General features: G+C 55.0%; 23 protein-coding genes. 11 read left to right on the top strand and 12 right to left on the bottom strand.

All coding sequences use genetic code 11. The annotated features are described in order from the left end of the window. The first annotated feature begins 52 nt into the window (after positions 1-52). Genes ABVS15_RS01490 through ABVS15_RS01480 form a run of 3 tightly spaced genes read left to right on the top strand, consistent with a single transcriptional unit; the run spans position 53 to position 4,843 of the window. On the top strand, positions 53-772 hold the full coding sequence (locus ABVS15_RS01490; protein ID WP_369282021.1) for a LytR/AlgR family response regulator transcription factor: 720 nt from the start codon (positions 53-55) through the stop codon (positions 770-772). Continuing rightward, complete coding sequence (locus tag ABVS15_RS01485) at positions 769-2,922, top strand: hypothetical protein (RefSeq protein ID WP_369282020.1); 2,154 nt, start codon at positions 769-771, stop codon at positions 2,920-2,922. The genes ABVS15_RS01490 and ABVS15_RS01485 overlap by 4 nt, the downstream gene beginning before the upstream one ends. Next, positions 2,909-4,843, top strand: coding sequence for a sensor histidine kinase (locus ABVS15_RS01480; RefSeq protein WP_369282019.1), 1,935 nt, complete (start codon positions 2,909-2,911; stop codon positions 4,841-4,843). Before ABVS15_RS01485 ends, ABVS15_RS01480 begins: the two co-directional genes overlap by 14 nt. Positions 4,844-5,048: 205 nt before the next feature. Here ABVS15_RS01480 and ABVS15_RS01475 read toward each other — a convergent pair whose 3' ends face one another. The 4 genes from ABVS15_RS01475 to ABVS15_RS01460 all read right to left on the bottom strand — a co-directional run bounded on the left by ABVS15_RS01475 (position 5,049) and on the right by ABVS15_RS01460 (position 10,313). Continuing rightward, positions 5,049-5,666, bottom strand: coding sequence for a lactate utilization protein (locus ABVS15_RS01475; protein WP_369282018.1), 618 nt, complete (start codon positions 5,664-5,666; stop codon positions 5,049-5,051). A gap of 129 nt (positions 5,667-5,795) precedes the next feature. Continuing rightward, complete coding sequence (locus ABVS15_RS01470; protein ID WP_369282017.1) at positions 5,796-7,622, bottom strand: ABC transporter ATP-binding protein; 1,827 nt, start codon at positions 7,620-7,622, stop codon at positions 5,796-5,798. After that, on the bottom strand, positions 7,619-9,355 hold the full coding sequence (locus tag ABVS15_RS01465; RefSeq protein ID WP_369282016.1) for an ABC transporter ATP-binding protein: 1,737 nt from the start codon (positions 9,353-9,355) through the stop codon (positions 7,619-7,621). The genes ABVS15_RS01470 and ABVS15_RS01465 overlap by 4 nt, the downstream gene beginning before the upstream one ends. 322 nt (positions 9,356-9,677) lie before the next feature. After that, the gene (locus ABVS15_RS01460; RefSeq protein ID WP_369282015.1) at positions 9,678-10,313 is read right to left on the bottom strand and encodes an NAD(P)-dependent oxidoreductase; all 636 of its coding nucleotides are present in this window, start codon (positions 10,311-10,313) and stop codon (positions 9,678-9,680) included. Between the two features lie 125 nt (positions 10,314-10,438). Between ABVS15_RS01460 and ABVS15_RS01455 the strand changes: the two genes are divergently transcribed. The 5 genes from ABVS15_RS01455 to ABVS15_RS01435 all read left to right on the top strand — a co-directional run bounded on the left by ABVS15_RS01455 (position 10,439) and on the right by ABVS15_RS01435 (position 15,032). Then, positions 10,439-10,786 carry a winged helix-turn-helix transcriptional regulator gene (locus tag ABVS15_RS01455; RefSeq protein WP_369282014.1) on the top strand — a complete coding sequence of 116 codons (348 nt, stop codon included), beginning with the start codon at positions 10,439-10,441 and terminating at the stop codon, positions 10,784-10,786. 382 nt (positions 10,787-11,168) lie between these two features. Beyond that, on the top strand, positions 11,169-12,191 hold the full coding sequence (locus ABVS15_RS01450) for a siderophore ABC transporter substrate-binding protein (RefSeq protein WP_369282013.1): 1,023 nt from the start codon (positions 11,169-11,171) through the stop codon (positions 12,189-12,191). 20 nt (positions 12,192-12,211) lie between these two features. Continuing rightward, positions 12,212-13,225, top strand: a complete 1,014-nt coding sequence (locus ABVS15_RS01445) for an ABC transporter permease (protein WP_369282012.1) — start codon at positions 12,212-12,214, stop codon at positions 13,223-13,225. Then, positions 13,222-14,283: an iron chelate uptake ABC transporter family permease subunit gene (locus ABVS15_RS01440; RefSeq protein WP_369282011.1), complete on the top strand. Its 1,062-nt coding sequence runs from the start codon at positions 13,222-13,224 to the stop codon at positions 14,281-14,283. Before ABVS15_RS01445 ends, ABVS15_RS01440 begins: the two co-directional genes overlap by 4 nt. Further along, positions 14,280-15,032, top strand: coding sequence for an ABC transporter ATP-binding protein (locus tag ABVS15_RS01435; protein WP_369282010.1), 753 nt, complete (start codon positions 14,280-14,282; stop codon positions 15,030-15,032). Before ABVS15_RS01440 ends, ABVS15_RS01435 begins: the two co-directional genes overlap by 4 nt. 220 nt (positions 15,033-15,252) lie before the next feature. Here the strand turns inward: ABVS15_RS01435 and fumC are convergent, their stop codons facing one another. Beyond that, on the bottom strand, positions 15,253-16,611 hold the full coding sequence (gene fumC, locus ABVS15_RS01430) for a class II fumarate hydratase (protein WP_369282009.1): 1,359 nt from the start codon (positions 16,609-16,611) through the stop codon (positions 15,253-15,255). Positions 16,612-16,817: 206 nt separating this feature from the next. Between fumC and ABVS15_RS01425 the strand changes: the two genes are divergently transcribed. Next, entirely contained in the window at positions 16,818-17,633 is an 816-nt protein-coding gene (locus ABVS15_RS01425) for a transketolase (RefSeq protein WP_369282008.1), read from the top strand. Position 17,634: 1 nt separating this feature from the next. After that, a complete protein-coding gene (locus ABVS15_RS01420; RefSeq protein WP_369282007.1) occupies positions 17,635-18,561 on the top strand; it encodes a transketolase family protein in 927 nt (308 codons plus the stop codon). A gap of 98 nt (positions 18,562-18,659) precedes the next feature. On the opposite strand, the gene ABVS15_RS01415 is transcribed toward ABVS15_RS01420, so the two are convergent. After that, positions 18,660-19,676 carry a LacI family DNA-binding transcriptional regulator gene (locus ABVS15_RS01415; protein ID WP_369282006.1) on the bottom strand — a complete coding sequence of 339 codons (1,017 nt, stop codon included), beginning with the start codon at positions 19,674-19,676 and terminating at the stop codon, positions 18,660-18,662. A gap of 395 nt (positions 19,677-20,071) precedes the next feature. On the opposite strand from ABVS15_RS01415, the gene gap reads away from it, so the two are divergent. Then, positions 20,072-21,085: a type I glyceraldehyde-3-phosphate dehydrogenase gene (gene gap, locus ABVS15_RS01410; protein ID WP_369282005.1), complete on the top strand. Its 1,014-nt coding sequence runs from the start codon at positions 20,072-20,074 to the stop codon at positions 21,083-21,085. A 64-nt stretch (positions 21,086-21,149) separates the two neighbouring features. Here gap and ABVS15_RS01405 read toward each other — a convergent pair whose 3' ends face one another. From ABVS15_RS01405 to ABVS15_RS01380, 6 genes are all read right to left on the bottom strand, one after another. Beyond that, the gene (locus tag ABVS15_RS01405) at positions 21,150-21,608 is read right to left on the bottom strand and encodes a MarR family winged helix-turn-helix transcriptional regulator (protein ID WP_369282004.1); all 459 of its coding nucleotides are present in this window, start codon (positions 21,606-21,608) and stop codon (positions 21,150-21,152) included. 67 nt (positions 21,609-21,675) lie between these two features. Then, a complete protein-coding gene (fabZ, locus tag ABVS15_RS01400; RefSeq protein ID WP_369282003.1) occupies positions 21,676-22,110 on the bottom strand; it encodes a 3-hydroxyacyl-ACP dehydratase FabZ in 435 nt (144 codons plus the stop codon). 3 nt (positions 22,111-22,113) lie between these two features. Further along, positions 22,114-23,355, bottom strand: a complete 1,242-nt coding sequence (fabF, locus tag ABVS15_RS01395) for a beta-ketoacyl-ACP synthase II (RefSeq protein ID WP_369282002.1) — start codon at positions 23,353-23,355, stop codon at positions 22,114-22,116. 50 nt (positions 23,356-23,405) lie between these two features. Next, positions 23,406-24,149, bottom strand: coding sequence for a 3-oxoacyl-[acyl-carrier-protein] reductase (fabG, locus tag ABVS15_RS01390; protein ID WP_369282001.1), 744 nt, complete (start codon positions 24,147-24,149; stop codon positions 23,406-23,408). Further along, positions 24,146-25,084 carry an ACP S-malonyltransferase gene (fabD, locus tag ABVS15_RS01385; RefSeq protein WP_369282000.1) on the bottom strand — a complete coding sequence of 313 codons (939 nt, stop codon included), beginning with the start codon at positions 25,082-25,084 and terminating at the stop codon, positions 24,146-24,148. Before fabD ends, fabG begins: the two co-directional genes overlap by 4 nt. Beyond that, positions 25,081-26,013, bottom strand: coding sequence for a nitronate monooxygenase (locus ABVS15_RS01380; RefSeq protein ID WP_369281999.1), 933 nt, complete (start codon positions 26,011-26,013; stop codon positions 25,081-25,083). Before ABVS15_RS01380 ends, fabD begins: the two co-directional genes overlap by 4 nt. Positions 26,014-26,019: the final 6 nt, after the last annotated feature.

Genomic DNA, 26,019 nt, shown 5'->3' with positions numbered 1-26,019 from the left:
CCCTTTCAGAGGAATGGTATAATTAAAAAAATAATGGTCGGTAGGTGAGGGGATGAGAGTTGCTATTTGCGACGACAGTGTTCACGATGCAGAGCTGGTTTGTGCACTGCTGCGCGAGCATTTTGAGAAAAACGACTTTGCCGGTGAGCTTTATACCTTTTTCAGCGGAGAAGCGCTTGCACAGGCTTTTGCAGCCGATCCTTTCGACGTTGTATTTCTGGATATTTACATGGGCGGAATGAACGGGCTGGAGACTGCCCAAAGGCTCCGGGAGATAGACCGTGATTTTTCTCTGGTGTTTATTACCACGAGCAAAGATCACGCCCTGGATTCCTTTTCTATTGGGACAAACGACTATGTAGTGAAGCCGATTAAGCGTGAGGAGATTGACCGTGCCTTTGTCAGATGCCGAGAGGTTTTTCTGAAAAACGGACGGTTTATTGAGGTGGTGTCCAATCGCATGAAACGAAAAGTTCCGCTCAATCAAATCCTGTTTATGGAGGTGTACGGCAAAGAGGTTTTGATCCATACGGCCGCAGGAACGATCAAAGCCGCTTTGCCCCTCGATGAATTGGAAAAGATGGTAACAGGTACGTTCCTGCGCTGCCACCGTTCTTACATCGTAAACCTGAACCATGTGGAGGCCATCGGGCAGGATGATTTTCGGATGCGTGACGGCAGCCTCGTCCCCCTGCGCCAGCGGGGGAGGACCGAGCTGCGGGACGCCTATGCCGATTTTTTATCCGACCGTCTGTTTAAGGTGTCGCCATGAGATGGTGGAAAGGACGGGCCTTGCCCGTGGCGCTGGCGGCTTGCCTGATGCTCTGTCAGAGCGTTTATGCCCTTGCGGTTCCAACTGAGGAGCCTGCTTTGCAGGCTTCTGACCAGCAAGGTGAGCCGGGTGCAAAAGAGGCGGATTCCCCTGCCGATCCGGGGGCGGAGAATCCTACCGAGCCGGAAGCAGAACCGGAGCGGCCCATCGAGCCGGAAGCGCCAGCCGAACCGGAGCGGGAGAATCCGGAGAAATGGGAAGAACCCGGCAATTCCCTCCGGAGCCAGAGCAATGCTGCGCCGGAATTGCCTGATGCACCCTTGGAAACAGGTGCCGTTTCCAAGGAAGAGGATCTGGCGGAATGGATCCAACAGCATCAGGAGACAGGCGGAACGGTAACTCTGTCCGACCACGTGACCATTACGCAGGATATGGGAATATACGGAATCAACGGAAAAATTACCATTGATACCGGCATGTTTGGCCTTGTGTTTGACGGCGGCATGCTGCCAACCTACAATGTTTTCATTACCGGAGAGGGCATCAATGTACCGGTGGTGAATGTGAAGCGGGGAGACGGCGGCTATCCTTATGCACCCAGTTGGAACAGTACCCTGTTGCAGATGAATGTGACGGCCACTGGCCGGGATGGCAGGGGCGGCACGGCGCTACGTATATCAAATGCCGATGATAAAGACTTTGGCATGGACAGTCTGCTCTGGCAGGGCGTGCTTCGCTCTTATGGCGAAGGGGCTGTCGGGCTTTGGCTGGATGTTCCTATGGAGGCATGGTGCTACAAGGTGGAGGTTTCCGGTGACAACAGCATCGCCGTATACGCGCCAAACGGAGCGGACCTTTTCTACTGCAAGCTGACCGCCCAGGGCGACGGAGCCAGCGTGGCGGCGGGAAACGACCTGCTTCTGGATTCCTGCGCCGCTTCTCCCGCACCCGCCGGGGTGCAAAGCGTCAGCCGCCGCGCCATGGAGGAGTCCTTCTCCCGGCTGTATCTGCCGCTGGAGCAGCACAGCTTCCTGTTTGACCCCCTTGCAATGCTGAACAGCCCGAATATTTTCCTCATGGACAAAGAAGGCCGCGTAATCATCCGGCCATTTCCCGTCTACTGGGATGAAAGTTACGAAATTGACACCGAAAATTTAGGAATAACGCTGGTGTCCGGTACCGTCGACCCGGACCTGTATGGTCTGGGGATATTTGATGATGTGTCCATTACGATAACGGTGGAGGTGCGGGACCCCGCTCTGCCCTGTATCAGCCAAATTGCCGTGCGGGAGCTGGAAGACGGCGCACGGTATGCGGTTCTGAATTTCTGGCAGGACTATGACTCCATGGAGGAAAATGTGATCCTGTGGCGCTCAGACGACGAGGGCGAAACGTGGCAGGATGCCACGCACGCGCAGGATATCCTGTGGAATGGCAGTGCAGTGAAATTTTTCTATGATACACTGGCGCATGCTGTATGGTTTCAGGTTGAGAATATCGGCGTGGGTGAATCCAACATTGCCATCTTAGATGAAAGGGATGGCGTCTTTATCGGAGGAAACGGCGGCGACCGCACGGGAACCGACCGGGGCGGCGTCAATCCTCCCGACGGCGACAACGGCGGCAGCGGCAATGTGCCCGGAACCGGTGAGGAGCCGGATGACGGAGACAGCGGTCAGTCTGACGGCGGCAATGACAATCCGTCGGAAACCGATGAAGCATCAGGCGGTCACGATGAAAATGCCGCGGAAGTCAGCGGCTTGATAACCGACGAATCAGATGCGCATACCGACACGGATATTCCCACCGTCGCGGCTCCGCCGGATACGGAGACAGAGACTGTTTCTGCAGAAAATCCGACAGCCGCAGCTCCTGCACAAACAGTTCCGGCTGAGGAACAAAGTGAAGCCGCGCAAACACAGCCCGCGCCGGCAAGGCCTGAAGGGGAAAACATCCCGGCAAAGGAGGAAGAAGCGCCTGCCACAGAAAACGCTGCAATTCCTCTTGACCTGGAGCAGTCAGCACCGGAGCCAGGATTTTCGGCAACAGCACTGATTCTTTTCTTTCTCAGCGCAGCGAGCGTGTGCTCCGGCGCACTGCTGGTGCTCCGGTTTGGCAGACACGGGAGGTGGCGGCGTGGGAAACCATGATGCAGTAGATCACCGTATTCGGCTGGCACTGAAAGTGGCGGTGATTTTTGCGCTGGCTTCTGCTGTGTTTCTGACGGTATACCAGTACGACAATAAATACACGGCGGCAGGGCCCAAAGCAAAGGACGGCATTCTCACGCTGGATGGGGAAGCGCTTGCACAGCATCCTGTCGTTTTCCTCGTGGACGGATGGGAGTATTACGCCAACCGGCTGCTTACGCCTGCGGACTTTGACGATACGCCGCCTGCCCCGGACCAGTATCTGTTTATTGGCCGCTTCGGTGGCTTTGAAGCATGGAATGGCGGCTCGCCTCATGGCAGTGCCAGCTATCGGCTGACGATCAGATTACCGGCGCAGACGGACACCTACCTGCTGGAGCTGCCCGAAATCTTTTCCGCCTACCGCCTATATATTAACGGCGAGCAGGTCATGCAGATGGGGGAACCGGAGAGGGACGGATACCGGGCGGAAACCGGAAACCGCACCGTCAGCATGGAAGCAGGCGGCAGCATTGAAATTTTGCTTGCGGTATCCGATTTCTCCCATCTGTACAGCGGCATGGTGTATCCTCCCGCGTTTGGTCAGCCGGACGCGGTGTCCGGGCTCCTGAGCACAAGACTTGTATTTAGAAGCATTGTGTGCGCTGTGGCGCTCACCGTCGGCCTGCTGTCGGTGATGGTGGGCCTGCTGGGCCGCAAAAGCTCGCTGGCGCTGCTGTTCGGACTTTTGTGCCTGTTCTTTGTGGGCTATGTGAGCTATCCGATTACCGGTACCCTGTTTACCGGCGGACGGCTCCGCTATGCCCTTGAAAATGTTTCCTTCTGTGCCATGCTCGGCGTTGCGATGCTGGTAGCCATGGGGGTAAGCGGCCTGCCAAAAAAGTGGGGGCTTCCCTTTGTGGGCTTCGGAGGACTCCTGTGTGCCGCCTCCGTACTGGTGCATTTGCTGCTGCCGATTGGCAATCTGAACCTGCTGCTGGCCTATTCATGGCTGATTTCGGCTTACGAATGGATGACGGCAGGATTGATTGCCGCCGCAGTCTGGTATGCCATCCGAAAGGGCGTGGTGCGCATTACGCCCCTGCTTTACGGCGTGGTGATTTTCGTCTGCGCCCTCCTGGCGGACCGGCTCCTGCCAGTGCATGAACCCATTCTCACGGGCTGGTTTATCGAGCTTGCAAGCTTCACCCTTGTGCTTTGCATCGGTGGGGTGACCGGGCAGGAAGTGGCCACCCGGTACCGGGAAAGCGCTGTGATGGCCGAGCGGGCAGGCAGCATGGAGCGGCTGTACCAAAGCCAGCTCTCCCATTTGGAGGTGCTCAGGCAGGAGATGACGCAGGTCAAAACCATGCGTCACGATCTGCGCCATCATCTTACCCTCATAGATCAGTATGTGAGCAGTCGCCAGTACGACAGGCTGGAGGAGTACATCAAAGAATACCGAACTACCTCCACGGAGGGGGAACTGCCGGAGTATTGCCCCATCGACGTCATCAACACGCTGACCTGCCATTACCAGACAGTGGCAAGGCAGAACCAGATCCGGCTGGATATTCGCTGCGATCTGAAAGCCGTGGCAGACCCCGGCCATACCGGCATGACCGATTCCGATTTGTGCTGCCTGTACGCCAACCTCATGGAAAATGCTGTGGAGGCATGCCAGCGGATGCAAAGCGGACAAAGAGCCATTTGGGTTGCCGTGATCCGCACGGGGGCAGATGCGCTGCACATCCGTGTGTGGAACACTGCCGGAACTATCCGCCAGCGTGGCGGGCGGTTTCTTTCCTCCAAGAGGGGTGGGCAGATGGGGTATGGGCTGTTGTCCATAGAAACCATCGCCGGGAAGTACGGCGGCAAAGCGGAGTTTTGCTGGAATGCGGAGAAGCAGAAATTTGAGAGCAAGATCACGTTGATGGCGTAACATAGGGGAAAGACCCATTTTCTCCCGCAACGCATAGGCTTTCTTGAATTTTCAGCCTCGTGGACATGCAGTGAGAGGCTGGAGCAACACGCTTGCCTCAGCGTGGAAAAAGAGTGGGATGAACAATAAAACACTGGGAATCAAGGATTTCGAGCTTCGAAATCCTTGATTCCCAGTGTTTTCTATGACTTGGTTGACAGATAGGTCAATATCCCAATGTCTGGTTGACAATGATCACTTTGATTCTGTCTTTCACAAATTGCCCCGCAATCAAAACGAAATCGTTGCAGATTCTTTGGGCGTGCCTGCAATCAATGCACCGCCCAAGCTTTGTGCAGGGCGTATCCTTGCAAAGCCGTTTCGCATCCATGGGAGCGGCAACCTGCCGTGTGCGGTCAATTGCATCCTGAACAGTATTTGTGAGCTTATTGATACCCACAACGGCGATTACCTGCTTCGGACCGTACAGCATGGGCGCCACCCGGCTTCCGTTTCCGTCGATGTTAAACAGCTTCCCGTCCATGGTAACGGCGTTGGTACCGGTCAGGAAGGTGTCGGCATCAAAGTTTTGTAGATAGATAGCGCGCTTTTCTGTCGGGGTTAAGCTGTTGCGGTGCTTGTCGTAAAAGGTGTATCTTCCATTTCGGATGAAATCAAATACACCTGTTTCCTCCAAGGTTGCGGAATCTCCGCACCCGATGGTTTCGCCCGGCTGAATCAGCTCTGCAAGCAGCCGAAGCAATTCCTCCCGGTCCTGAACAAAATACCCGGCCATATTGTTTCGCCGCAAGCTGGAGATTGTTTTCTCAATTCTTTCGTCCATATCCGCCATATTCCTCATAAATCATACTGGTTTTATACTTATTTTATCATGCGGATACGGGCAAAACAAGCGGCTGTTTTTCTTCCGGGATTTTGTTTGTGTGGCGCTTACACGTGTTTACCAACAGGCTCAGGCGAACTGGCTGTCGTATAGATTTGCATAGGCGCCTTTTTGCTTTAACAGCGCGTGATGACTGCCCTGCTCAATAATATTGCCGTTTTCCATATAAAGAATATTATCGGCATCCCGGATGGTGGAAAGGCGGTGTGCGATGACAAAGCTGGTGCGCCCCTGCATCAGCTTCTTCATTGCCCGGCCGATCTCCATCTCTGTCCGCGTATCAACGCTGGAGGTGGCCTCATCCAGAATCAGAATGGGGGGATCACATAAAAACACACGGGCGATGGTCAGAAGCTGCCGCTGCCCAACGGAAAGGTTGGCCGCGTCGTTGTCCAGAACCGTATCATACCCTTTGGGCATGGTGCGAATCAGATAGTCTATTTTCGCCGCCTTTGCCGCAGCCACAATTTCTTCTCTCGTGGCCTGTGGCTTTCCGTAGGCAATGTTTTCCGCAATTGTCCCGCCAAACAGCCATGTGTCCTGTAAGACCATGCCAAAGTTCCGGCGCAGACCGCGGCGCGTCATTTCCGAGGCAGCAACGCCGTCCACCATGATGGTTCCGTCATTCACCTCATAAAACCGCATAAGCAGATTGACAAGGGTGGTTTTTCCGGCGCCGGTACTCCCGACAATGGCAATTTTCTGCCCGGGCTGTGCACGGAAGCTGATGTCCTTCATTAACGGCTGGTTTTCTTCGTAACCAAAGCTGACATGCTCAAAAGCAACCAATCCGTTTGCGTGCTCCAGCTCTGCGGGATGCAGGGGGTCCGGGCGTTCCTCCGGGCTATCCAGAAAGTCAAATGTGCGCTTGACGGAGGCCAGCGCGGACTGGAGGGAATTGATCATGAAGGCGCCTTCGGTCAAAGGCTCCGCCGTCTGATTCACATATTGAAAAAATGCCTGCACCACGCCGACCGACATGGTTCCGTTGAGGATGGCCCCGCCTGCAATCACGGCAATGACCACATGGGAAAGGCGGGTCAGCAGGCGGATGATGGGGTTGATACAATGTGTCAGGAAATCCGCCTTTTGGGAGACGATGCGGTTTTTTTCCGCGGCGAGAGTAACCTGATTCAAACTCTCCTGCTCATGGTTATAGGCCTTGATGACGTTTCTTCCTGTATAATACTCCTCCACGATACCGGTAAGCTCCCCGATGGACTCCTGCCGGAGGGAGGCGTATTTCAGGTTCTGGGTTGCTGCCGCCTTGGTGACAAGCAGGCTGAGAAAAACGCTTGCAAGGAAAATACAGGTCAGAGGGACACTGAAATAGAACATGACCACCAGCGATCCGGTGACGGTGCCAATTGCAACAATCAGCTTTAAAAGCCCGGTTTGGAGGGTTTCGGATACCTTATCCAGATCGCTGGTTACCCGGCTTAGAATTTCTCCCGCCTTGTTCTGATCGTAAAACCGCAAGGGCAAATGACTGAGCTTGCGGCTGATTTGCTTGCGAAGGGTTAGGGTCAGGGTTTCGGCCACGACCGCCATCAGGTAGGACTGGAGATAGTAAAAAAGCCAGATACCTATGTACATAACGGTGAGGTGGGTCAGCGCAGACCCCATATTATGCCATGTAATGGCAAACGGAAGGCCCTGCGTCCTGGCTGCCTGAATGCTGCTCCACAGCATGTCGACAACCTGTGCGCTGTAAAGCGGAGCCCAAATCGTCAGGACGGTGTAAATCAGGATGGAGGCCGTAATGATGGAAAGGCGGATACGCTGTCCCTTTAACCTGCGGACAAGGCGCAGCAGCGTGCTTCCGGTGTCTTTCAAAGCCTCGCTATCTGAACCGGATAAGTCTGCGGACTTGGCGTTATCTTGGCGTTTGGTCATGCGTTCTGCACCTCCCTGGTCTGAGATTCATAAATTTCACGGTAAACCGAACAGCTTTTCATTAATTGGTCGTGGGTTCCGATGCCTGCAATGGTCCCTTCGTTCAGTACAATAATCTGCTGCGCGTGGCGGATGGAGCTGACGCGCTGCGCGATGATCAATACGGCCGCGTCCTTTGTCTCCGGTGTCAGGGCCTTGCGCAGGGCGGCGTCGGTTTTAAAATCCAGAGCGGAGAAGCTGTCGTCGAAGAGATAAAGCTCCGGCTTTTTGACCAGCGCCCGCGCAATGGAAAGACGCTGCCGCTGCCCACCGGAGAAGTTGGTACCTCCCTGAGCAACAAAGGCGTTTAACCCATCGGGCAGAGAGCGAATCAGCGCATCAATCTGTGCAACCCTGGCGGCGTGCAGCAGTTCCTCCTCTGTTGCATCAGGCTTTCCATAACGAAGGTTTTCGGCAATCGTTCCTGAAAAAAGCATTGCCTTTTGCTGCACATAAGCCAACTGATTGCGTAAATCCTCCTGGCGCATCCCGCGGATGTCACGACCGCTGAGCAAAATCGCGCCCTCCGTTACATCGTGAAACCGCAGAATCATAGAGGCGATGGTGGACTTTCCGCTGCCGGTTCCGCCGATAATCGCCGTTGTTTCACCCCGGCGGCATGTAAAGTTCAAATTGCTTAACGTATCCTTTTCCGCATCGGGGAATTGGAACGATACGTTTTGGAATACCAGTACATCACTTTGGCTGTGTTCGTTGTTAATCGGCTGCGCAGACGCGGGGTCGGAGATTTCCGGTGAATAGTCCAGCACATTCTGGATGCGATTGCAGCACTCCAACGCGCGCGGAAGCGTTAAGATGACCATTTGCGCCATCATAATGAAGAACAAAATCAGATAGGCGTATTCGATGACGGCGGTAATATCTCCGATCTGAAAATGTCCTGCGGCAATTCTTCCTCCGCTGAGCCAGAACACAGAAATAATGACAAAATTGATGCAGAAAAACGATAATCCGTCCAGATTTGCAAACTTGCGGTTTGCTTTGATCGAAGTGTTGGCATAGGTCGCAAAAGAGACATTCAGCCGTTCCTGCTCGCGGAGTTCATTGTTAAACGCGCGAATCACCCGCACGCCCGTAATGTTTTCAAGCAAAACGGTGCTCATGGAATCCAGCAGCTTTTGCAGCCGCTTAAACAGGGGAGAGGCGCTTTTAATAATGAAATAGGCCAGTAAAAGAATGATGAACACCGCAATGAGCAAAACGATACCGATTTGTGTATCCAGCCGGAAGGAAAGTGCCAAAGCGATCACGCAAATCACAGGAACCGGCACCACCATCTGCATAAAGCTGATGAAGGCGGTCTGAATATTGGTGATGTCTGAAACAGTCCGTGTGGTGATAGAGGCCGTGCCGAATTGGCGAAACTCATGAACGGACAGCTTCAGCGAGCTTTCGTAAAGAGCGACCCGCATGTCCTTGCCAATGCGCGCGGTGAGCGTTGCGCAGGTATAGCCGCCGATCACAGCGCATAACCCGGCGACCAAGGAGCCAATGGCCATTTTTATTCCTGTATTGAGCAGCGTTTCGAAAGAACTGCCCAAAACACCCTGATTCATCATTTCGGCGGCCAGCGTCGGAATATACAATCCGCCTGTAACGTCTATGATCAGCATCAGCATCGTAACTGCGCATAGCTTCCAATGGGGCTTGATAAAACGAAACATCAATTTCATGTGGTTTCCCCTTCTTTCTTTGTAAGATGATTTCTAAAAACCGCTCCAGTTTGTGAGAGTGCGCTACTCACTGTATAAATAACCGTTTTTTATCATCACACCTTATCGTGTCAATTGTTCCGAAAACAAAAATGCCGGACAAGAAACTAACGAAGTTAGTCATCTTGTCCGGCATTGAATCTGTGCCGTTTCTCATTTGCACAGATAGTCCTCCGATGAACGTTGAACATCATAGCATACTCAAATTTTGATGTCAAGGCCTTTATTGCTTAAGAGCCGCGCATGTTTTTTAGAGGAGAAGAGCTGGATTATTTATGCCGTTTTACGCGGAAACAACCGTAAACCTTTTCTTGATATGCTTGCCCTGTTCGGCCTCGTCAAGCATTGCCACAGCGTAATCCGCGTAGCTGATGTAGCTGTCGCCTTTTGCATTGAACAGGACAACCTCGCCGCCGGACCGGTATTTTCCGGTCTGCTCGCCCTCTGCGTCAAACTCGGCGGAAGGGCTGAGATAGGTCCAGTTCACATCATCGCGTTTCTTGATTTCATCAAGCCCAAGGGCCATGTTGGAAGCTGTGGGATAATAGGATTCCGGAAAATCCGGGGCATCCATCAGCCTTTGCGTGTGGGTTTCGTCGGTGAACAGGCTGCCTGCTCCGCCGACGAACAGCAGGTGGTTGTGCTTTCCGCTTAACAGATCGGCTAGAAATACCGTGGAATTTTTATGCAGAATATGCGTTTCCGGCGTCCATGTCCCGAAGGCGCTGATGATGACATCCTGCTCCTTTACGTCATCATAGGTCAACTCAAACAGGTCCTTTTCAAGAACCTTGCAATTGGCATCAGACAGCTTATTCTTATCTCTGACAACTGCCGTTACCTCGTGGTTTCTTCTTTGCGCCTCTGACAAAAGCTGTCTGCCTTGTTTACCCGAAGCACCAATGATCATGATTTTCATTACGTTCCTCCTTAAAGAGCTTGATTTTTTTATTTTTTTTATTATACTTTACCTTAGTGCAAAATGTAAAGTAGGAACCGTTTGGTTATCTGGTTTCAAAAAGATACTAATAGGAGATGAGATAAATGTGTGAACAGCTTCCGGCTTGCCCCGTGGAACTTACAATTACACTGATCGGGAATAAGTGGAAAGTTCTGATTCTTCGGGATCTGATGGATGGAACAAAACGCTTTGGGGAGCTGCGCTGTGCCATCGGCGCTGTCTCTCAAAAGGTTTTAACGGCCAATCTTCGGGAGATGGAACAGGAGGGACTGCTTTCCCGCAAGGCGTATGCAGAGGTCCCGCCGAGGGTGGAATATACCCTTACAGAGCTTGGATACAGCTTAAGGCCTGTGCTGGATGCGATGCATGCGTGGGGAGATAATTACAAAGACGAACATCCGTCGCGTTTCAAGCAAGCCCCCGGGAAATGAGCCTCAGCAAGGATTTTTGTCATATGGCATATGAAACCAACCTGTTAGGTTTATGGGTATGTTTTTGAGGTCGTGATGATAAATATTGACATTTGCTCACAGGCAAGATATAATAATGCCCATACATCAGCATATCCCGTCTCGGAGGATATACGAAAGTATATTGGATAAGAGATCAACTATGGTTGACCTCTTATTTTTTTACATATAGTTAGATATAACTAACTTAAAGGCGGTCAACGTTGTATTGTGCTTCCAAACAAAAAGGGAGGAGGGGGTTGCTGCGTTTTTAAAACAGAGCTTATCCAGCGTTTTAAACTGACCATGAAAAGCAAGGCAATTGATTGCCTGTCGATTAAAACACAAATTCAGGAGGATACACATGAAAAGATTTCGTCTCAAAAAATTAATTGTTGTTACTGCGGCGTTTGCTTTGATGCTGACGGGCTGCTCAAGCTCCGGCAATCAAACTTCCAATCCCGAAGCAGGCCAGCAGGGAAATGAGCCAGCCGCGGCCGCCATGGTGGAAATCACGGATATTTACGGCACTGTGACCGTTCCTGTCAATCCGAAGAATGTAGTGTCTTTGGATAACCGATCGTTTGAAACCCTGTCTGATTGGGGAATTGAGCTGGCAGCGGTTCCAAAGGGCGTTATGCCTGCGGATTCTCCCTACTATCAGGACGACGCTGTCCAGGATATCGGAGATCACCGCGAGCCGAACCTTGAGATCATTGCGGCGGTTAATCCGGAGCTTGTGATTGTTGGCCAGAGATTTGCCGGTTATTATGAAGATATAAAAGCGCTGGTGCCCGATGCGGCTGTGATCAACCTCAACTTTGAGCTTTCAGAGGAGGCCGGAAAATCTGGAGCGACGCTGGTGGATGGCCTTAAAAATTCCACAATTGCGTTGGGAAAGGTTTTTGATAAAAATGAAGAGGCCCAACAGTTGAACGCTGATTTTGATCAGGCCATTCAGGATGCCAAAGCTGCCTATAATGGAACTGACAAAATCATGAGTGTGGTGGTTTCCGGTGGAGATATTGGATTCTCGGCGCCTCTTTCCGGGCGTGTTTGGGGCCCTATGTATGATATTTTCGGCTGGAGCTCGGCATTGGAGGTGGACGGTTCCTCTTCTGATCATAAGGGAGATGATATTTCCGTAGAAGCGATTGCCCAAAGCAATCCCGATTGGATGATGGTGTTGGACCGTGATGCGGCGATTTCCTCCGAGGAGGAAAACGTGCCTGCCAAGGATGTGATCAATCAGTCTCCCGCCCTGAAAAACACAACGGCCGTCTCAAAGGATCAGATTATCTACGCGCCGAATGACACTTACACAAATGAATCCATACAGACCTATCTGGAGCTGTTTGAGAATATTGCAAGTGCTTTTTCCAAATAGCATGAAGGGTGTATTTCAAAATGTTGAAACGCGTGATACATAGAATTACAGGGGCTGAGATTTCTCAGCCCCCCCTTTTTAGCCACAGGAAACCATGGTCAAAGCCCTTTATATTTGCAGTGTGCGCTGTGCTTGCTTTGGGCGCTGTGTCCCTGTTTACGGGCGTTTACGATATACAGGGCCGGGAGGACGGGTGGAATATGTTTTTTATTACCCGTGTCCCGCGGACGGCGGCACTGATGCTGACGGGGGCGGCCATGTCCATGTCGGGACTGGTGACGCAACTGATTACACAAAACCGTCTGGTTGAGCCGACCACAACAGGCACCATCGAATGGGCGGGGCTGGGGCTTGTGTTTGTCTATTTGGCGGTTCCTGCTCCGACGCTGATGGTAAGAATGGCGGGGGCGATTCTTTTTTCGTTCATCGGCACGATGATTTTCTTCCTCTTTTTAAGAAAAGTGAAGCTGCGCTCCTCGTTGATCGTTCCCATCATCGGAATGATGCTTGGCGCGGTTATTTCCGCAATTTCTACGTTTATCGGCCTCGTATTTCAAATGACGCAAAGCATCGAAAGCTGGTTTGTGGGTTCTTTTGCGCCTGTCCAGATTGGCCGGTATGAATACTTATGGCTGATTGTGGTTGTAAACATCATCATTTTTGTCTATGCAGACCGGCTGACACTGGCCGGATTGGGGGAGGATGTGGCGACAAGTCTTGGCGTCAATTATAACCGGATTGTCATTTTGGGCACTTGCCTGATTTCCGCCGCTGTCGGGGTTGTTGCCGCCGTGATTGGGAATCTGCCCTTTTTGGGGCTGATTGTACCTAATATTGTTTCGATGTACCGGGGCGATGATCTCAAGAGCAACCTGCCGTGGGTATGTGTGCTGGGAATGGGCGCCATCACCCTTTGCGATATTATTTCCCGGACCATCATCATGCCGTTTGAGGTCCCTGTTTCCCTGATACTGGGAACTGTGGGCGCGGTTGTATTTATTGTGATCTTATTAAAGCAGAGGAAGCAGAGATGAGGGAATTTAAAGATCATACACAACAAAATAGGGCCAAAACCGGGCCTGATGATAAAAGCAGGTCAGCCAGAGCGTTTCGCTCCCAAAGGGAAGAGAAGCGATATTGGATTTTGCTGATTACATTGATTGTTTTGGGTGCAGTTGCTTCCTACGGACTGTTGGTCTATAACAATCCCGTTCCGGTGGGGGCCCCCTCTTTTATCCCGGTGGTGAAAAGAAGAATGGTGGCGCTGACAGCCATGATCATTGCGGCTGTGTGCCAAAGTCTGGCGACGGTTGCCTTTCAGTCAAGCACCAATAATCGGATAATAACCCCTTCGCTTTTGGGGTTTGAAGCCTTATACTCGACGATTCATACCGGCACGATGTTTTTCTTCGGCACCAGCGCATTCCTGAAATTCAGCGGGGTGGGACCCTTTCTGTTTCAGGTTGTAGCAATGATTTTGATGTGTCTGATCCTTTATGGCTGGCTGCTTTCCGGGAAATATGGAAATTTGCAGCTGATGCTGCTGGTGGGGGTCATTATGGGAACCGGGCTGAAGGCTGTCTCCTCTTTCATGAGAAGGCTCTTGGCGCCGTCCGAATTTGACGTCTTGCAGGCAAAGCTGTTTGGCTCTGTCAATCACGCAGACGCCGCTTACTTTCCCATTGCAATTCCAATTGTAGGCATTACCGCATTGCTGATTCTTCTTTATTCCAAAAAGCTAAATGTATTGTCGCTGGGCAGGAGTGCCGGTACCTCGTTGGGTTTAAACCATCAATTTGGGGTAATTTATACGCTGATATTGGTTTCTGTTCTGATGTCGGTTTCAACCGCTCTGGTGGGGTCACTGACCTTTTATGGCTTTTTGGTTGCCACCATGACCTATCAGGCGGCGCCAACCTATGACCACAGATATATGTTTCCAATGTCTCTTGCGATCGGCTTTCTCATATTAACGGGGTCGTACTTTTTTATGTATCATGTGTTCAGGGCTCAGGGGGTCGTCTCCATTATTATCGAGCTGTTTGGGGGAATCACATTTCTCATTGTACTGTTAAGGAAGGGAAGCTTATGATCGATATTCTCAATGCGGGAAAAGTATATTCGGATGAAGTAAAAATAGGGCCTTTGAATATTCAGATCCCCAAAGCCGGGCTGACCTCCCTCATCGGCCCCAATGGCGCGGGAAAATCCACGGCGCTTTTGATGATTGGACGGCTTTTGGACATGGACGAGGGCCAGATTCAAGTGGCGTCCATGGACATTTCAACATCCAAGTCGGAGGAGCTTGCAAAAATCCTGACGATTTTGCGGCAGGAAAACCATTTTGTAACGAGACTGACGGTTCGGCAGCTGGCCGGGTTTGGACGTTTCCCGTATTCCAAAGGCAGGCTGACAAAAGAAGATGAGCTGATTATTTCCAAATATATCGACTTTTTGGACCTGACGGATTTAGAAAACCGGTATTTGGATGAGCTTTCCGGCGGCCAAAGACAAAGGGCCTATGTGGCAATGGTGTTGTGTCAGGAAACGGAATATGTGCTTTTGGATGAGCCGCTCAATAATCTCGATGTGGCCCGTTCTGTGCAGATGATGAAGCATTTGCGGCATGCCGCCGATGAATTCGGAAGAACAATTTTGACGGTGATGCATGACATCAATTTTGCCGCCAAGTATTCAGACAGAATTTGTGCCATGAAGAATGGAAAAATTGCCGCGTTTGGAACGGTGGCGGAAATTATGAATGCAGAGCTTCTGACAGACATTTTTGAAACGCAAATCGACATTATTGACAGCCCTTACGGACCAATTGCAATCTATTAATTATGTAGCGCAGTCCGTTTATCACCCAGTATGCGTACAGTGTGGATAGACGATGCGGCAAGAGCGTAATAATGTTCAGTCCCTCTCTTTTTCCGGAAAAAAGAGAGGGGCTTTTCATGGAAATACCGCCGGATAGAGGTGCAAAGCGGCTGCTATCTTAGATGAAAATATACTGATGGCGCTTGGAGGAAAGTCCCCACAGGAAAGGAGAAGAAGCGGCTCAGACCATCTTCTCAGGACGCACGGCCTCGTCAAACTCTGCCTCACTCATCAGTCCCAAAGAAAGCGCGGCTTCTTTCAGCGTCGTCCCGTTCCGGAGAGCCTGTTTCGCACACTCCGCCGCCTTTTCATAGCCGATTTTTGGTGTGAGGCAGGTCACAAGCATCAAAGAGCCCCGGAGATTTTGCTCCATCCGCTCCCGGTCGGCGGTGAGACCCTCCATGCAGTGGACCCGGAAGGAGTCCATCGCGTCCGCCAGCAAACGGGCGGACTGCAAAAAATTCTGGGCGCACGCCGGCAGAAACACGTTTAGCTGGAAATTCCCCTGCGACGCGGCAAAGCCGATCGCCGCGTCGTTTCCCATCACCTGCACCGCCACCATCGTCACTGCCTCGCATTGTGTGGGGTTTACTTTTCCGGGCATGATGGAGCTGCCCGGTTCGTTTTCGGGGATATGAAGCTCCCCCAATCCGCAGCGGGGGCCGGAGGCATACCACCGAACATCGTTGGCAATCTTCATGAGATTTGCCGCAAGGGCCTTCAGCGCCCCATGGGCAAACACCAGCGCGTCTTTAGAGGTCAAGGCGTGGAATTTGTTTTCATCCGGGACAAATTCCGTGCCGCATAACTCCGTGAGACAGGCGCAGACTTTTGCGTCGAATCCCTCGGGGGCGTTCAGGCCCGTGCCCACGGCGGTGCCGCCGATGGCAAGGCGGCGCAGCTCTAAAAGGGCCATTTCCAGCATCCGGCAGGGCGCGTCCACCAACTCCCGCCAGCCGGAAATCTCCTGAGAGAAGCGAAGGGGCGTGGCGTCCTGCAAATGGGTGCGTCCAATTTTGATGACGTCCTCGTTTTCCCGCTCCAGCCGGGCAAGGGTCCCGCTCAGCCGCCTTGCGGCGGGGAGTACGCCCGCTTCTGCCGCAAGTACTGCCGCGATGTGCAAGGCGGAGGGAAAGGTGTCGTTGCTGGACTGGGAGGCGTTCACATGGTCATTGGGGTGGAGCGCTGTTCCCCGCTCCGTCGCCAGATGGGAAATTACCTCGTTGACGTTCATGTTGGTCTGGGTGCCCGAGCCGGTCTGCCACACCGCCAGAGGAAATTCGCTCTCCCACTGACCGGTGCGGATTTCACCGCATACGGCAGAGATATTCTCCGCCTGCTCTGCCGTTAGCTTTCCAAAACCCGCGTTGGCCCTGGCGCAGGCTTCCTTTAAATAAGCAAAAGCAACGATGATCTCACGGGGCATTTTTTCCGTGCCGATTTTGAAGTTTTCAAGGCTACGTTGGGTCTGGGCACCCCAGTGGCGCTCCGCCGGAACCATAATTTCCCCCATGGTGTCTCGCTCGCGTCTCGTCTCCATCCTGCTTCCCCGCTTTCTGATGTTTTTTTCATTATAGCGGTCTTTGGCCCGGCCCGCAAGCCCCCTTGGGCAAGGTTTGGCGCAGGGAAGTGGACAAGTTGCCGCCGGCTTGGAAATCCGGTTCTTTCTTGACACGCAGGGGCACTTGTGATACCGTAGAAGCTTAGGAATACAACCCAAATTCATTGGGAATACGGAGGAAGAATATGACGACGCAAGAGCTGGAAAAATTCTGCGCCGCGGTCCGGAGGGACATCATCAACATGACCGCCGACGCGGGCAGCGGCCACCCCGGCGGCTCGCTCTCCGCGGTGGAGCTGATGAGCGCCGCGTTTTGCACCCAGATGCGGGTGGACCCCAAGAATCCCCACGACCCGGACCGGGACCGCTTCGTCCTGAGCAAGGGCCATGCCTCCCCTTGCTACTACGGGGTGCTGGGTGAGCTGGGCTTTTTTGCCAAGGAGGAATTTAAAAACTTCCGCCAGCTCCATGCCATTCTTCAGGGGCATCCCGACGTGAAAAAGGTTCCCGGAGTGGACGCGTCCACCGGCTCTTTGGGGCAGGGTGTGTCCATCGCGGTGGGTATGGCGCTGGGCGCAAAGCACCTGAAAAAAGACACCAGAGTCTTTGCCATGTGCGGCGACGGTGAGGCGCAGGAGGGCCAGCTGTGGGAGGCATTTATGTCCGCCGCCCATTATAAGCTGGATAATCTTACTGTTTTGTTTGACAACAACGGCCTTCAGATCGACGGTTCCAACGAGGAGGTCATGAGCCTTGGCGATTTGCCCGCAAAGCTGCGGGCCTTTGGCTTCGACCTTATCGAGCTGGCCGATGGCAATGATATTGCCGCCGTGGTGGAGGCGTTGGCCCGCCCTGCCGTTCCCGGCAAGCCCCGGTGCATTCTTGCGCATACCCTGAAGGGCAAGGGCGTGTCCTTTATGGAAAATCAGGTGGGCTGGCACGGCAAAGCCCCCAATGAAGAGCAGCGGGTCGCGGCCCTCGCGGAACTGGAGGGAATGTAAGATGGCAGAGAAAATCGCAACCCGCGCCGCATACGGCGAGGCCCTGATTGAGCTGGGTGCGCAGAACGACAAGGTAGTGGTTCTGGACGCGGATTTGGCCAACGCCACCCAGACCGCGAAATTTCAAAAGGCTTACCCTGACCGTCACTATAATATGGGTATCGCCGAGAGCAATCTCGTGTCGGTGTCTGCGGGAATGTCCACCATGGGGCTGATTCCGTTCTGCTCCACCTTCGCCATGTTCGGCGCGGGCCGGGCGTATGAGCAGGTGCGCAACTCTGTGGCCTATCCTCATTTCAACGTGAAGCTGTGCATGACCCACGCGGGCGTTTCCGTGGGAGAGGACGGCGGCAGCCATCAGGCCATTGAGGATTTGGCTCTGATGCGGGTGATTCCCGGCATGACGGTGATCGTCCCTGCCGACGCGAAGGAAGCGAAAAAGGCCGTCTTCGCGCTGGCCGAACTGGAGGGGCCCGCGTATCTCCGGCTGGCGCGGCTGGCCTCTCCGGTGTTTGAGGAGGACTATCCCTTTGAAATCGGCAAGGCAAACGTCATGCGGGAGGGACCCGACGCGGCGATCTTTACCTGCGGGCTGATGGTGTCTGAATGCCTGGAGGCCGCAAAGCTTCTGGAGGCTGACGGTATCCGCGTCAGCGTCATCAATGTCCACACCATTAAACCCATCGACGCAGACTGCGTTACGGAATACGCTCAAAAGTGCGGCAAGGTGATTACCGTGGAGGAGCACAGTGTCATTGGCGGTCTGGGAGACGCGGTGGCGGATGTGCTGATGGGAAAGGTTGCCTGCAAGTTCAAGAAGCTGGGCGTCAACGACCGTTTTGGCCAGTCCGGCAAGGCGGAGGATGTTCTGCGGGAATACCGGCTCACCGCCGGGCAGATCGCGGAGGATATCAAGGCCGCCCTGTAAGTCATTTGACCGTATCAAATTGAAAAGCGCGCCGCCGGATTTCCGGCGGCGCGTTTCGTTCATTTCGATGCTGTGCTTACAAATACTGCTTGAAGTCCTCAGCCGTCCGCATCATTTTTGGACTTTGGTACATCATAGGGGCGATAGGCCGAGGTGAGCACCTTTTCAAAAATCGGCGCGTCCGGATCTTCCACTCGCTTTAAAATCTCCTCCCCGGCGATGTTGCCCAGCTCGTCCACAGGCTGGACAATGGAGTCGATCTGGTTGGCGTAAAGCTCGTAAAAATCCGATTCATAATCCACAAAGCTTACAAGGTCAATATCTCGGGCAAGCTGCACGCCCTTGCGGTGCAGGTGGATGATGGACTCCGAGGCCATCAGGCCGTTGGTGACAATCACGGCGTCGCACTGCTGCTCCAAAAGCTCGTCAAGACAGCCATGAGCGCTGTTTTCCATGGAGTCTCCGTAGCGGATCAGCGTCTCCTCCGCCTCCAGACCGCAGTCTGAAATGGCCTGCTGATAGGCGGAGACGCGCTCCTGTGTGGAGGACAGGCGGGGCAGGCCCCCGATGATGCCGATGCGCCGGTCGCCTTTGCCCACCAGACGGCATACGCTGCGGTAGATGGGCTGGAAATTCGAAACGCACACGGAGGTAAACTTTTTCTCGCTGAACACCCGGTCCACCAGTACCACGGGAAAGCCCGCGGGAATCAGGCTGTCCAGCCGCGAAAAGTTATCCATGGTGCTGGCGATGAGCAGCCCGTCCACAAGACCGGCGGCAAGCAATCGGATGTTCCGTTCCTCTCGGTCCATGTCCTCCTTGGTGTTGGCAATAATCAGGTGATACCCGGCGGCGGCCAGATAATTTTCCACAGACTCAATCATGGTGGCGAAAAATTTATTGGAGATGTCCGGCACGATAAAGCCGATGGTTTTCCGCTTTCCGGTGCGAAAGCTCCGGGCGGAGGCGTCCGGCGTGTAGCCCAGACGGGAGATAGCGGCGTAAACCTTTTCCCTCGTCTCCTCCGAGACATAGCGCGTGTTGTTGATGGTGTGGGAGACGGTGGCTGTGGATACGCCGGCAAGCTTTGCCACATCGCTGATGGTCACTTTCATCGTGGAGAACCGCTCCTTTCTCACGTAGATTCGCTTGTTCCAATACCCGAGACGGGAACGGTTAAGCGCGGGTACGTCGCGCCGCCACAGCCAGAGCGCCGCGTTTCGCGGACTGGAGGGGTTTGCGCAAGCTGTGTTGGCATTACGTAATCCTTTAATTAGTGCCTAGTATATGCTCCTTCCGTTGCAACGTCAAGGCCTTCGGGCAATTTTAAACGCAAAATTGTGCAAATTTTTCAAAAATTATTGGATTTATACAAGTAAGAATAAAAAATCTTGCGGTTTTGACGGTTGCAAAGGCAAGCGAGTTGTGATACTATGCAAATGTAAACGATTAACAAAAACGGTTGCGCAATCGGTTTTCAGCGGCCGAATTTGAAAGGAGACGTTTCCTTATGAAGGTTAAACTTGGAATTAATGGCTTCGGCCGCATTGGTCGTCTGGTTTTCCGCGTCGCCCTGACCCGGGACGATGTGGAGGTTGTGGCGGTGAACGATCCGTTCATGACCCCTGACTATATGGCCTATATGCTGCGCTACGACACGGTCCATGGCCGGTTTCAGGGCGAGGTGTCCTATGAGGACGGCGCACTGATTGTCAACGGGCAGCGCATTGCCGTGTACGCGGAGAAGGAAGTGGGCAGCATTCCCTGGGGCGACGCAGGGGCGGAGTATGTCTGCGAGTGCACCGGGCAGCACCTGACCAAGGAAAAGTGTCAGGGCCACATCGACGCGGGTGCGAAGCATGTCATCATGGGTGCACCCTCCAAGGATGACACCCCTATGTTCGTCATGGGCGTGAACAACAAAAAGTACACCTCCGATATGCAGTTCGTGTCCAACGCATCCTGCACCACCAACTGCCTGGCCCCCATTGCCAAGGTGCTCCACGAGAGCTTTGGCATCAAGGACGGCCTGATGACCACCGTACACTCCGTCACCCCCACCCAGAAGATTCTGGACGGCGCTTCTCTGAAGGATTGGCGCGGCGGCCGGGCGGGCTGCGGAAACATCATTCCCTCCACCACCGGTGCGGCAAAGGCCGTGGGCAAGGTGATTCCCGATCTGAACGGCAAGCTTACCGGTATGTCCATGCGTGTTCCCACGCTGGATGTGTCTGTGGTGGATCTGACCGTCAATCTGGAAAAGCCCGCCACCTATGAAGAGGTCTGCAAGGCGATGAAGACCGCCTCCGAAGGGGAGCTGAAGGGCGTTTTGGGCTATACCGAGGATGAGGTTGTCTCCTCGGACTTCCTGGGGGATTCCCATACCTCTATTTTCGACGCCAAGGCGGGCATTGCCCTGACAGACACCTTTGTCAAGGTTGTCTCCTGGTATGACAACGAGTACGGCTATTCCACCAAAATGGTGGAGCTGGCCTGCTATATGGCCTCGGTGGACAATAAGTAAGACGATCTTAAGCAAAATGAAACCCGGGAGCGCCCTAATGGACGCTCCCGGGTTTTTTGATGCTTTATTCGGCGGCGGAAATCTCCGGCAGAACAACCTCCGGCATCAGCTCGCCGCTGATGATGCGCAGCATCTCCTCCAGCTTCGCGCAGTCGTGGGGGGGAAAGCGCCGCTGCATCCGCTCCGTCACCTCCCGCACGTAGGAGGAGCTGATGTTGTAGTAATCAACATATTTCTGCGTTACCCGTAGGTGAAACTCCCGCCGGTCCTCCGGAGACTGCACCCGGTCCACATAGCCTTTCTTCACCAGACTGTTGACCTTGTAGGCGGCGTTGGAGGGGGAGATGTGCAGAAACGATGCAAACTCGTTGATAGTGGGACTTTTCAGCGCCTGAATAGACTCCATGCAAAAGGTCTCTATGGTGGTCAGGCTGGCCTCCCGGGATTGAAAACTGGTCAAAATCTCCTGATAAAAATGCAGCTTAAATTTGCTGTACACCTCAAAAAAAAGCTGATCCAGCACGGCAAAAACCACCCTTTTTATAATTTGTGCCCTGTTGGGCTTTACAACTGGTATTCAAATCCGGTCTTCACTGCCCGATGGCAAAGGTCAGCTCCGCTGTGGCCGCCAGCGCGCCGTCCACCCGGACCTCCGCCTGACCGATTCCCACAGGACCGCGCTGCTTTGTCAGGGTGCAGGTGATTTCAAGCACGTCGCCGGGAGTGACCTGCCGCTTGAAGCGGGCGTTTTTCACCGCCCCCATCAGGGCGATTTTTCCCCGGTTTTCCGGCAGAGCCAGCACGGCAACGCCCCCCACCTGCGCCATGGCCTCGATCATCAGAACGCCGGGCATCACGTGCTTTTGAGGAAAGTGCCCCTGAAAAAACGGCTCGTTTACCGTGACACACTTGATGCCCTTGGCCCACTTACCCTCCTCGCCGTCCACAATGCGGTCCACCAGGGCAAAGGGATAGCGGTGGGGCAGAATCTGGGCGATTTCGTCGGAGTTATACTGCAATCCCATGCCTCAGCCCTCCCATTTCTTTAAGAGAATGCTGCCGTTGTGCCCGCCAAAGCCCAGAGAGTTAGACAGGGCATAGCGCAATTCGGCATCGCGGCCCACGTTCGGCACCACGTCCAGATCGCAGGCGGGATCGCTTACTTGATAGTTGATGGTGGCGGGGAGATACCCCTCTTTCAGCGCCAGCGCGGAGAACAGGGCCTCCGCCGCGCCCGCCGCCCCCAGCATGTGGCCGGTCATAGACTTGGTGGAGCTGACGGCAAGCTTTTTTGCGTGCTCGCCGAACACAGTTTTGATAGCCGCGGTTTCGCCCGCGTCGTTTAGGGGAGTGGAGGTGCCGTGGGCGTTGATATAGTCCACGTCCTCGGGCCGCGCTCCTGCGTCGGAGAGGGCGAGAGCCATGGCTTTCGCGCCGCCCTCACCGCCCGGCAGGGGAGCGGTCATGTGATACGCGTCGCAGGTGGAGCCGTAGCCCACAAACTCCGCGTAAATCTTCGCGCCACGGGCCAGTGCGTGGTCCAGCTCCTCCAGCAGCAAAATTGCCGCTCCCTCGCCCATGACAAAGCCGCTGCGCTCCGCGTCAAAGGGGATGGAGGCGCGGCTGGGGTCGGCGCTTTGGGTCAGGGCTTTCATGGTGGTGAAGCCGCCGATGGCCAGCGGCGTGACTGCGGACTCGCTGCCGCCGCAGAGCATCGCATCGGCGTACCCGTCCCGGATGTAGTGGAACGCGTCGCCCACGGCGTTGGTGCCGCCGGCACAGGCCGTCACCGGGCAGGAACACATCCCCCGAAAGCCCGCGTCAATGGCAACTTGCCCCGCCGCCATGTTGCAGATGGTCATGGGGATATAGAAGGGGGACACCCGGTCAATGCCTTTTTCCAGATACCGGCTGTGTTCGTCCTCGGTGTTTTGCAGTGCGCCGATGCCGCTGGATACAATCACGCCGCAGCGGTCAGGGTCCGCATTTTCAAGGGTGAAGCCGCCGTCTTTCAGCGCCTCCCGGGCGGAAATAACCGCGAACTGGGTGAAGCGGGCCATGTGCTTCGCTTCTTTTTTATCCAGAAAATCGTCCGGCTGGTAGTTCTTGACCTCCGCGGCCAGCGTGACCTTCTGCCCGGATGCGTCATAGGCGGCGATGGGGGCCACGCCGCACACCCCGTTTCGCACCGCCTGCCAGGTTTCGGGGGCGGAGTGCCCGATGGGCGTGACGGCGCCAAGGCCGGTAATCACAACTCGTCTTTTATCCATAGCTGTCTCCTTTTGCGTTTATGCGTATGGGAGCCTTGGCCCCCGCCGTGTTACATGCCCATGCCGCCGTCCACGCCCAGAACCTGCCCGGTAATATACCCGGCGCCATCCCCGGCAAGGAAGGCCACGGCCTCAGCCACGTCCTCCGGTGCGCCCAGACGGGCCATGGGAATGGTGGACAGCAGGGAGGACTTTGCCGCCTCGGGCAATCCGTCGGTCATGTCGGTGGTGATGAAGCCGGGGGCCACGGCGTTTACCGTGACGCCCTTGGAGGCCAGCTCCTTGGCAAGGGACTTGGTCATGCCGATGACTCCCGCCTTGCTGGCGGCGTAATTCACCTGCCCGGCGTTTCCGTGCAGACCCACCACGGAGCTGAGGTTCACGATGCGGCCGTATTTCTGCCGGAGCATGATGCGGCTGGCGGCTTTCATGCAAAGAAACGTCCCTTTCAGGTTTGTGTCGATCACCGCGTCGAAGTCCTCTTCTTTCATCAGCATCACCAGTCCGTCCCGGGTGATGCCGGCATTGTTTACGAGGATATCCAGTCTGCCGAACTCCTTCACGGCGGTATCCATCAGGGCTTTCACCGCTGCGCTGTCTGCCACGTTTCCCTGCACGGCACGGACATTTGCGCCCATGCGCTCAAGCTCTGCAAGCGCTTCCTGCGCGGCGGCGGTGTTTCCTGCATAGGAAAAAACCACGTTGGCGCCATGCTCGGCAAGCTTGCGGCACACGGCCCGGCCCAGCCCCCGGCTTCCGCCGGTGACCACGGCTGTTTTACCTGTGAAATTCATCCGCGCTCCACCTCTTTCAAAAACTCCGGCAGCTTTTCAACATCCTCCGCCGTTTCCACGCTGAACACGGGGAAGCCCGGCAGTGTTTTCTTCACAAAGCCCGCCAGCGCTTTGCCAGGGCCGATTTCAACCACAGCGTCCATCCCCAGCGCCGCCATGGCGCGGATGCAGTCCTCCATGTACACGGCGGACTGGACCTGCCGCCCCAGCAGGGCGGGGATGGAATCCCCGGCCTGGTTTTCACCGCCCAGACAGTTATGCAGGACGGGAATGTTCGGCTGTTGAAAGTCCACGGTTTTGAAGTACTCCCGCAGCGCGTCTCCGGCGGGCTTTAAAAGGGAGGTGTGAAACGGGCCGCTGACGTTCAGGGGCATGCAGCGCTTTGCGCCCAGCTCCTTGGCGACAGCTGCTGCCTTTTCAACCGCTGCCCGCTCACCGCCGATGACGATTTGCCCGGGGCAGTTGAAGTTGCAGGGTTCCACTACGCCAAGGCTTGATGCGGTCTTGCAGGCGGCGGTCACCGTTTCCCGATCTGCCCCCAGCACCGCCATCATGGCGGAGTCCACGCCCTTTGCCGCGTCGGTCATGGCCTTTCCGCGAAAGGCCACCATCTCCACGGCGGTTTTCGCGTCCAGCGCGCCTGCGGCGTACAGTGCGGAATATTCGCCGAGGGACAGGCCCGCGGCAGCGGAGGGGACAACGCCCTTTTCCGCCAGAACGTCCGTCAGTCCCACGGCAAAGGCCACCATGCAGGGCTGGGTATATTGCGTCTCGTTCAAAAGACCGTCGGGGTCCGCAAAGGACACGGCCTTTAAGTCAAAGCCAACGTCGGCCCCGTCCAGCGCGGAACGAAAGGCCGGATACTTTTCGTATAGGTCCGCCCCCATACCGGGATGCTGGGCGCCCTGCCCGGCGTATAAAAATCCCAGCTTCATAGGCTTGCCGCCAATTCCCTGATGCGAGCATCACCTGCCGCTGCGAGCTCCTCAAAAATTTTCCGCAGAGGGCGGATTTCGTGGAGCATTCCGGCCACCTGACCGGACATCACGCTGCCGTTTTCCACGTCACCCTCCAGCACCGCCCGGCGCAGGCCGCCCAGCGTCACCGTTTCCAGCTCCTCCAGCGTGGCATTGCGCTTTTCAAGCTCCAGGTAGGTCCGGGCCATCTTGTTTTTCAAAACCCGGACAGGCCCGCCGATGCTGCGGCCTGTCACCACGGTGTCGGAGTCCTTGGCCTTGAGAATTGCCTGCTTATACCCGTCGTGAATGGGGCACTCCTCGCTTGCAAGCAGGCAGGTGCCCACCTGAACGCCGATGGCGCCCAGTGCGTAGGCCGCCGCCAGCTGCCGCCCGTCGGCAATGCCGCCTGCGGCAATGACGGGGACGTTTACCGCGTCGATGACTTGCGGAACCAGCGCCATGGTGGTCATTTCACCCACATGGCCGCCGGACTCGGTGCCTTCGGCAATGAACGCGTCCACGCCGTAGCGCTCCAGCCGCTTTGCCAGTACCGCCGCCGCAACCACGGGCATCACCTTGATGCCCGCTTCCTTCCATGCGGGGATATATTTTCCGGGGTTGCCCGCCCCGGTGGTCACCACCCGGACGTTCTCTTCCAGAATGACCCTTGCGATGTCGTCGGCATGGGGGCTCATCAGCATCAGGTTTACGCCGAAGGGCTTGTCTGTCAGCTCTCTTGCCCGGCGAATCTCCTGACGGAGACGCTCGCCGTCCCAGCCGCCGGTGGCAATCATGCCAAGGGCGCCCGCGTTGGCGCAGGCGGCGGCAAATTCGCCGGTGGCGATGTTGGCCATGCCGCCTTGAATAATGGGGAACTCCGTCCCCAGAAACTCGTTCAATCTCATATCACG

Origin of the sequence: Oscillibacter sp. GMB15532, from assembly GCF_041020825.1 — a bacterium.
Lineage (GTDB): Bacteria > Bacillota > Clostridia > Oscillospirales > Oscillospiraceae > Oscillibacter.
The sequence above is the reverse complement of the archived record's forward strand: the minus strand, read 5'-3'. Positions and strand labels throughout refer to the sequence as shown.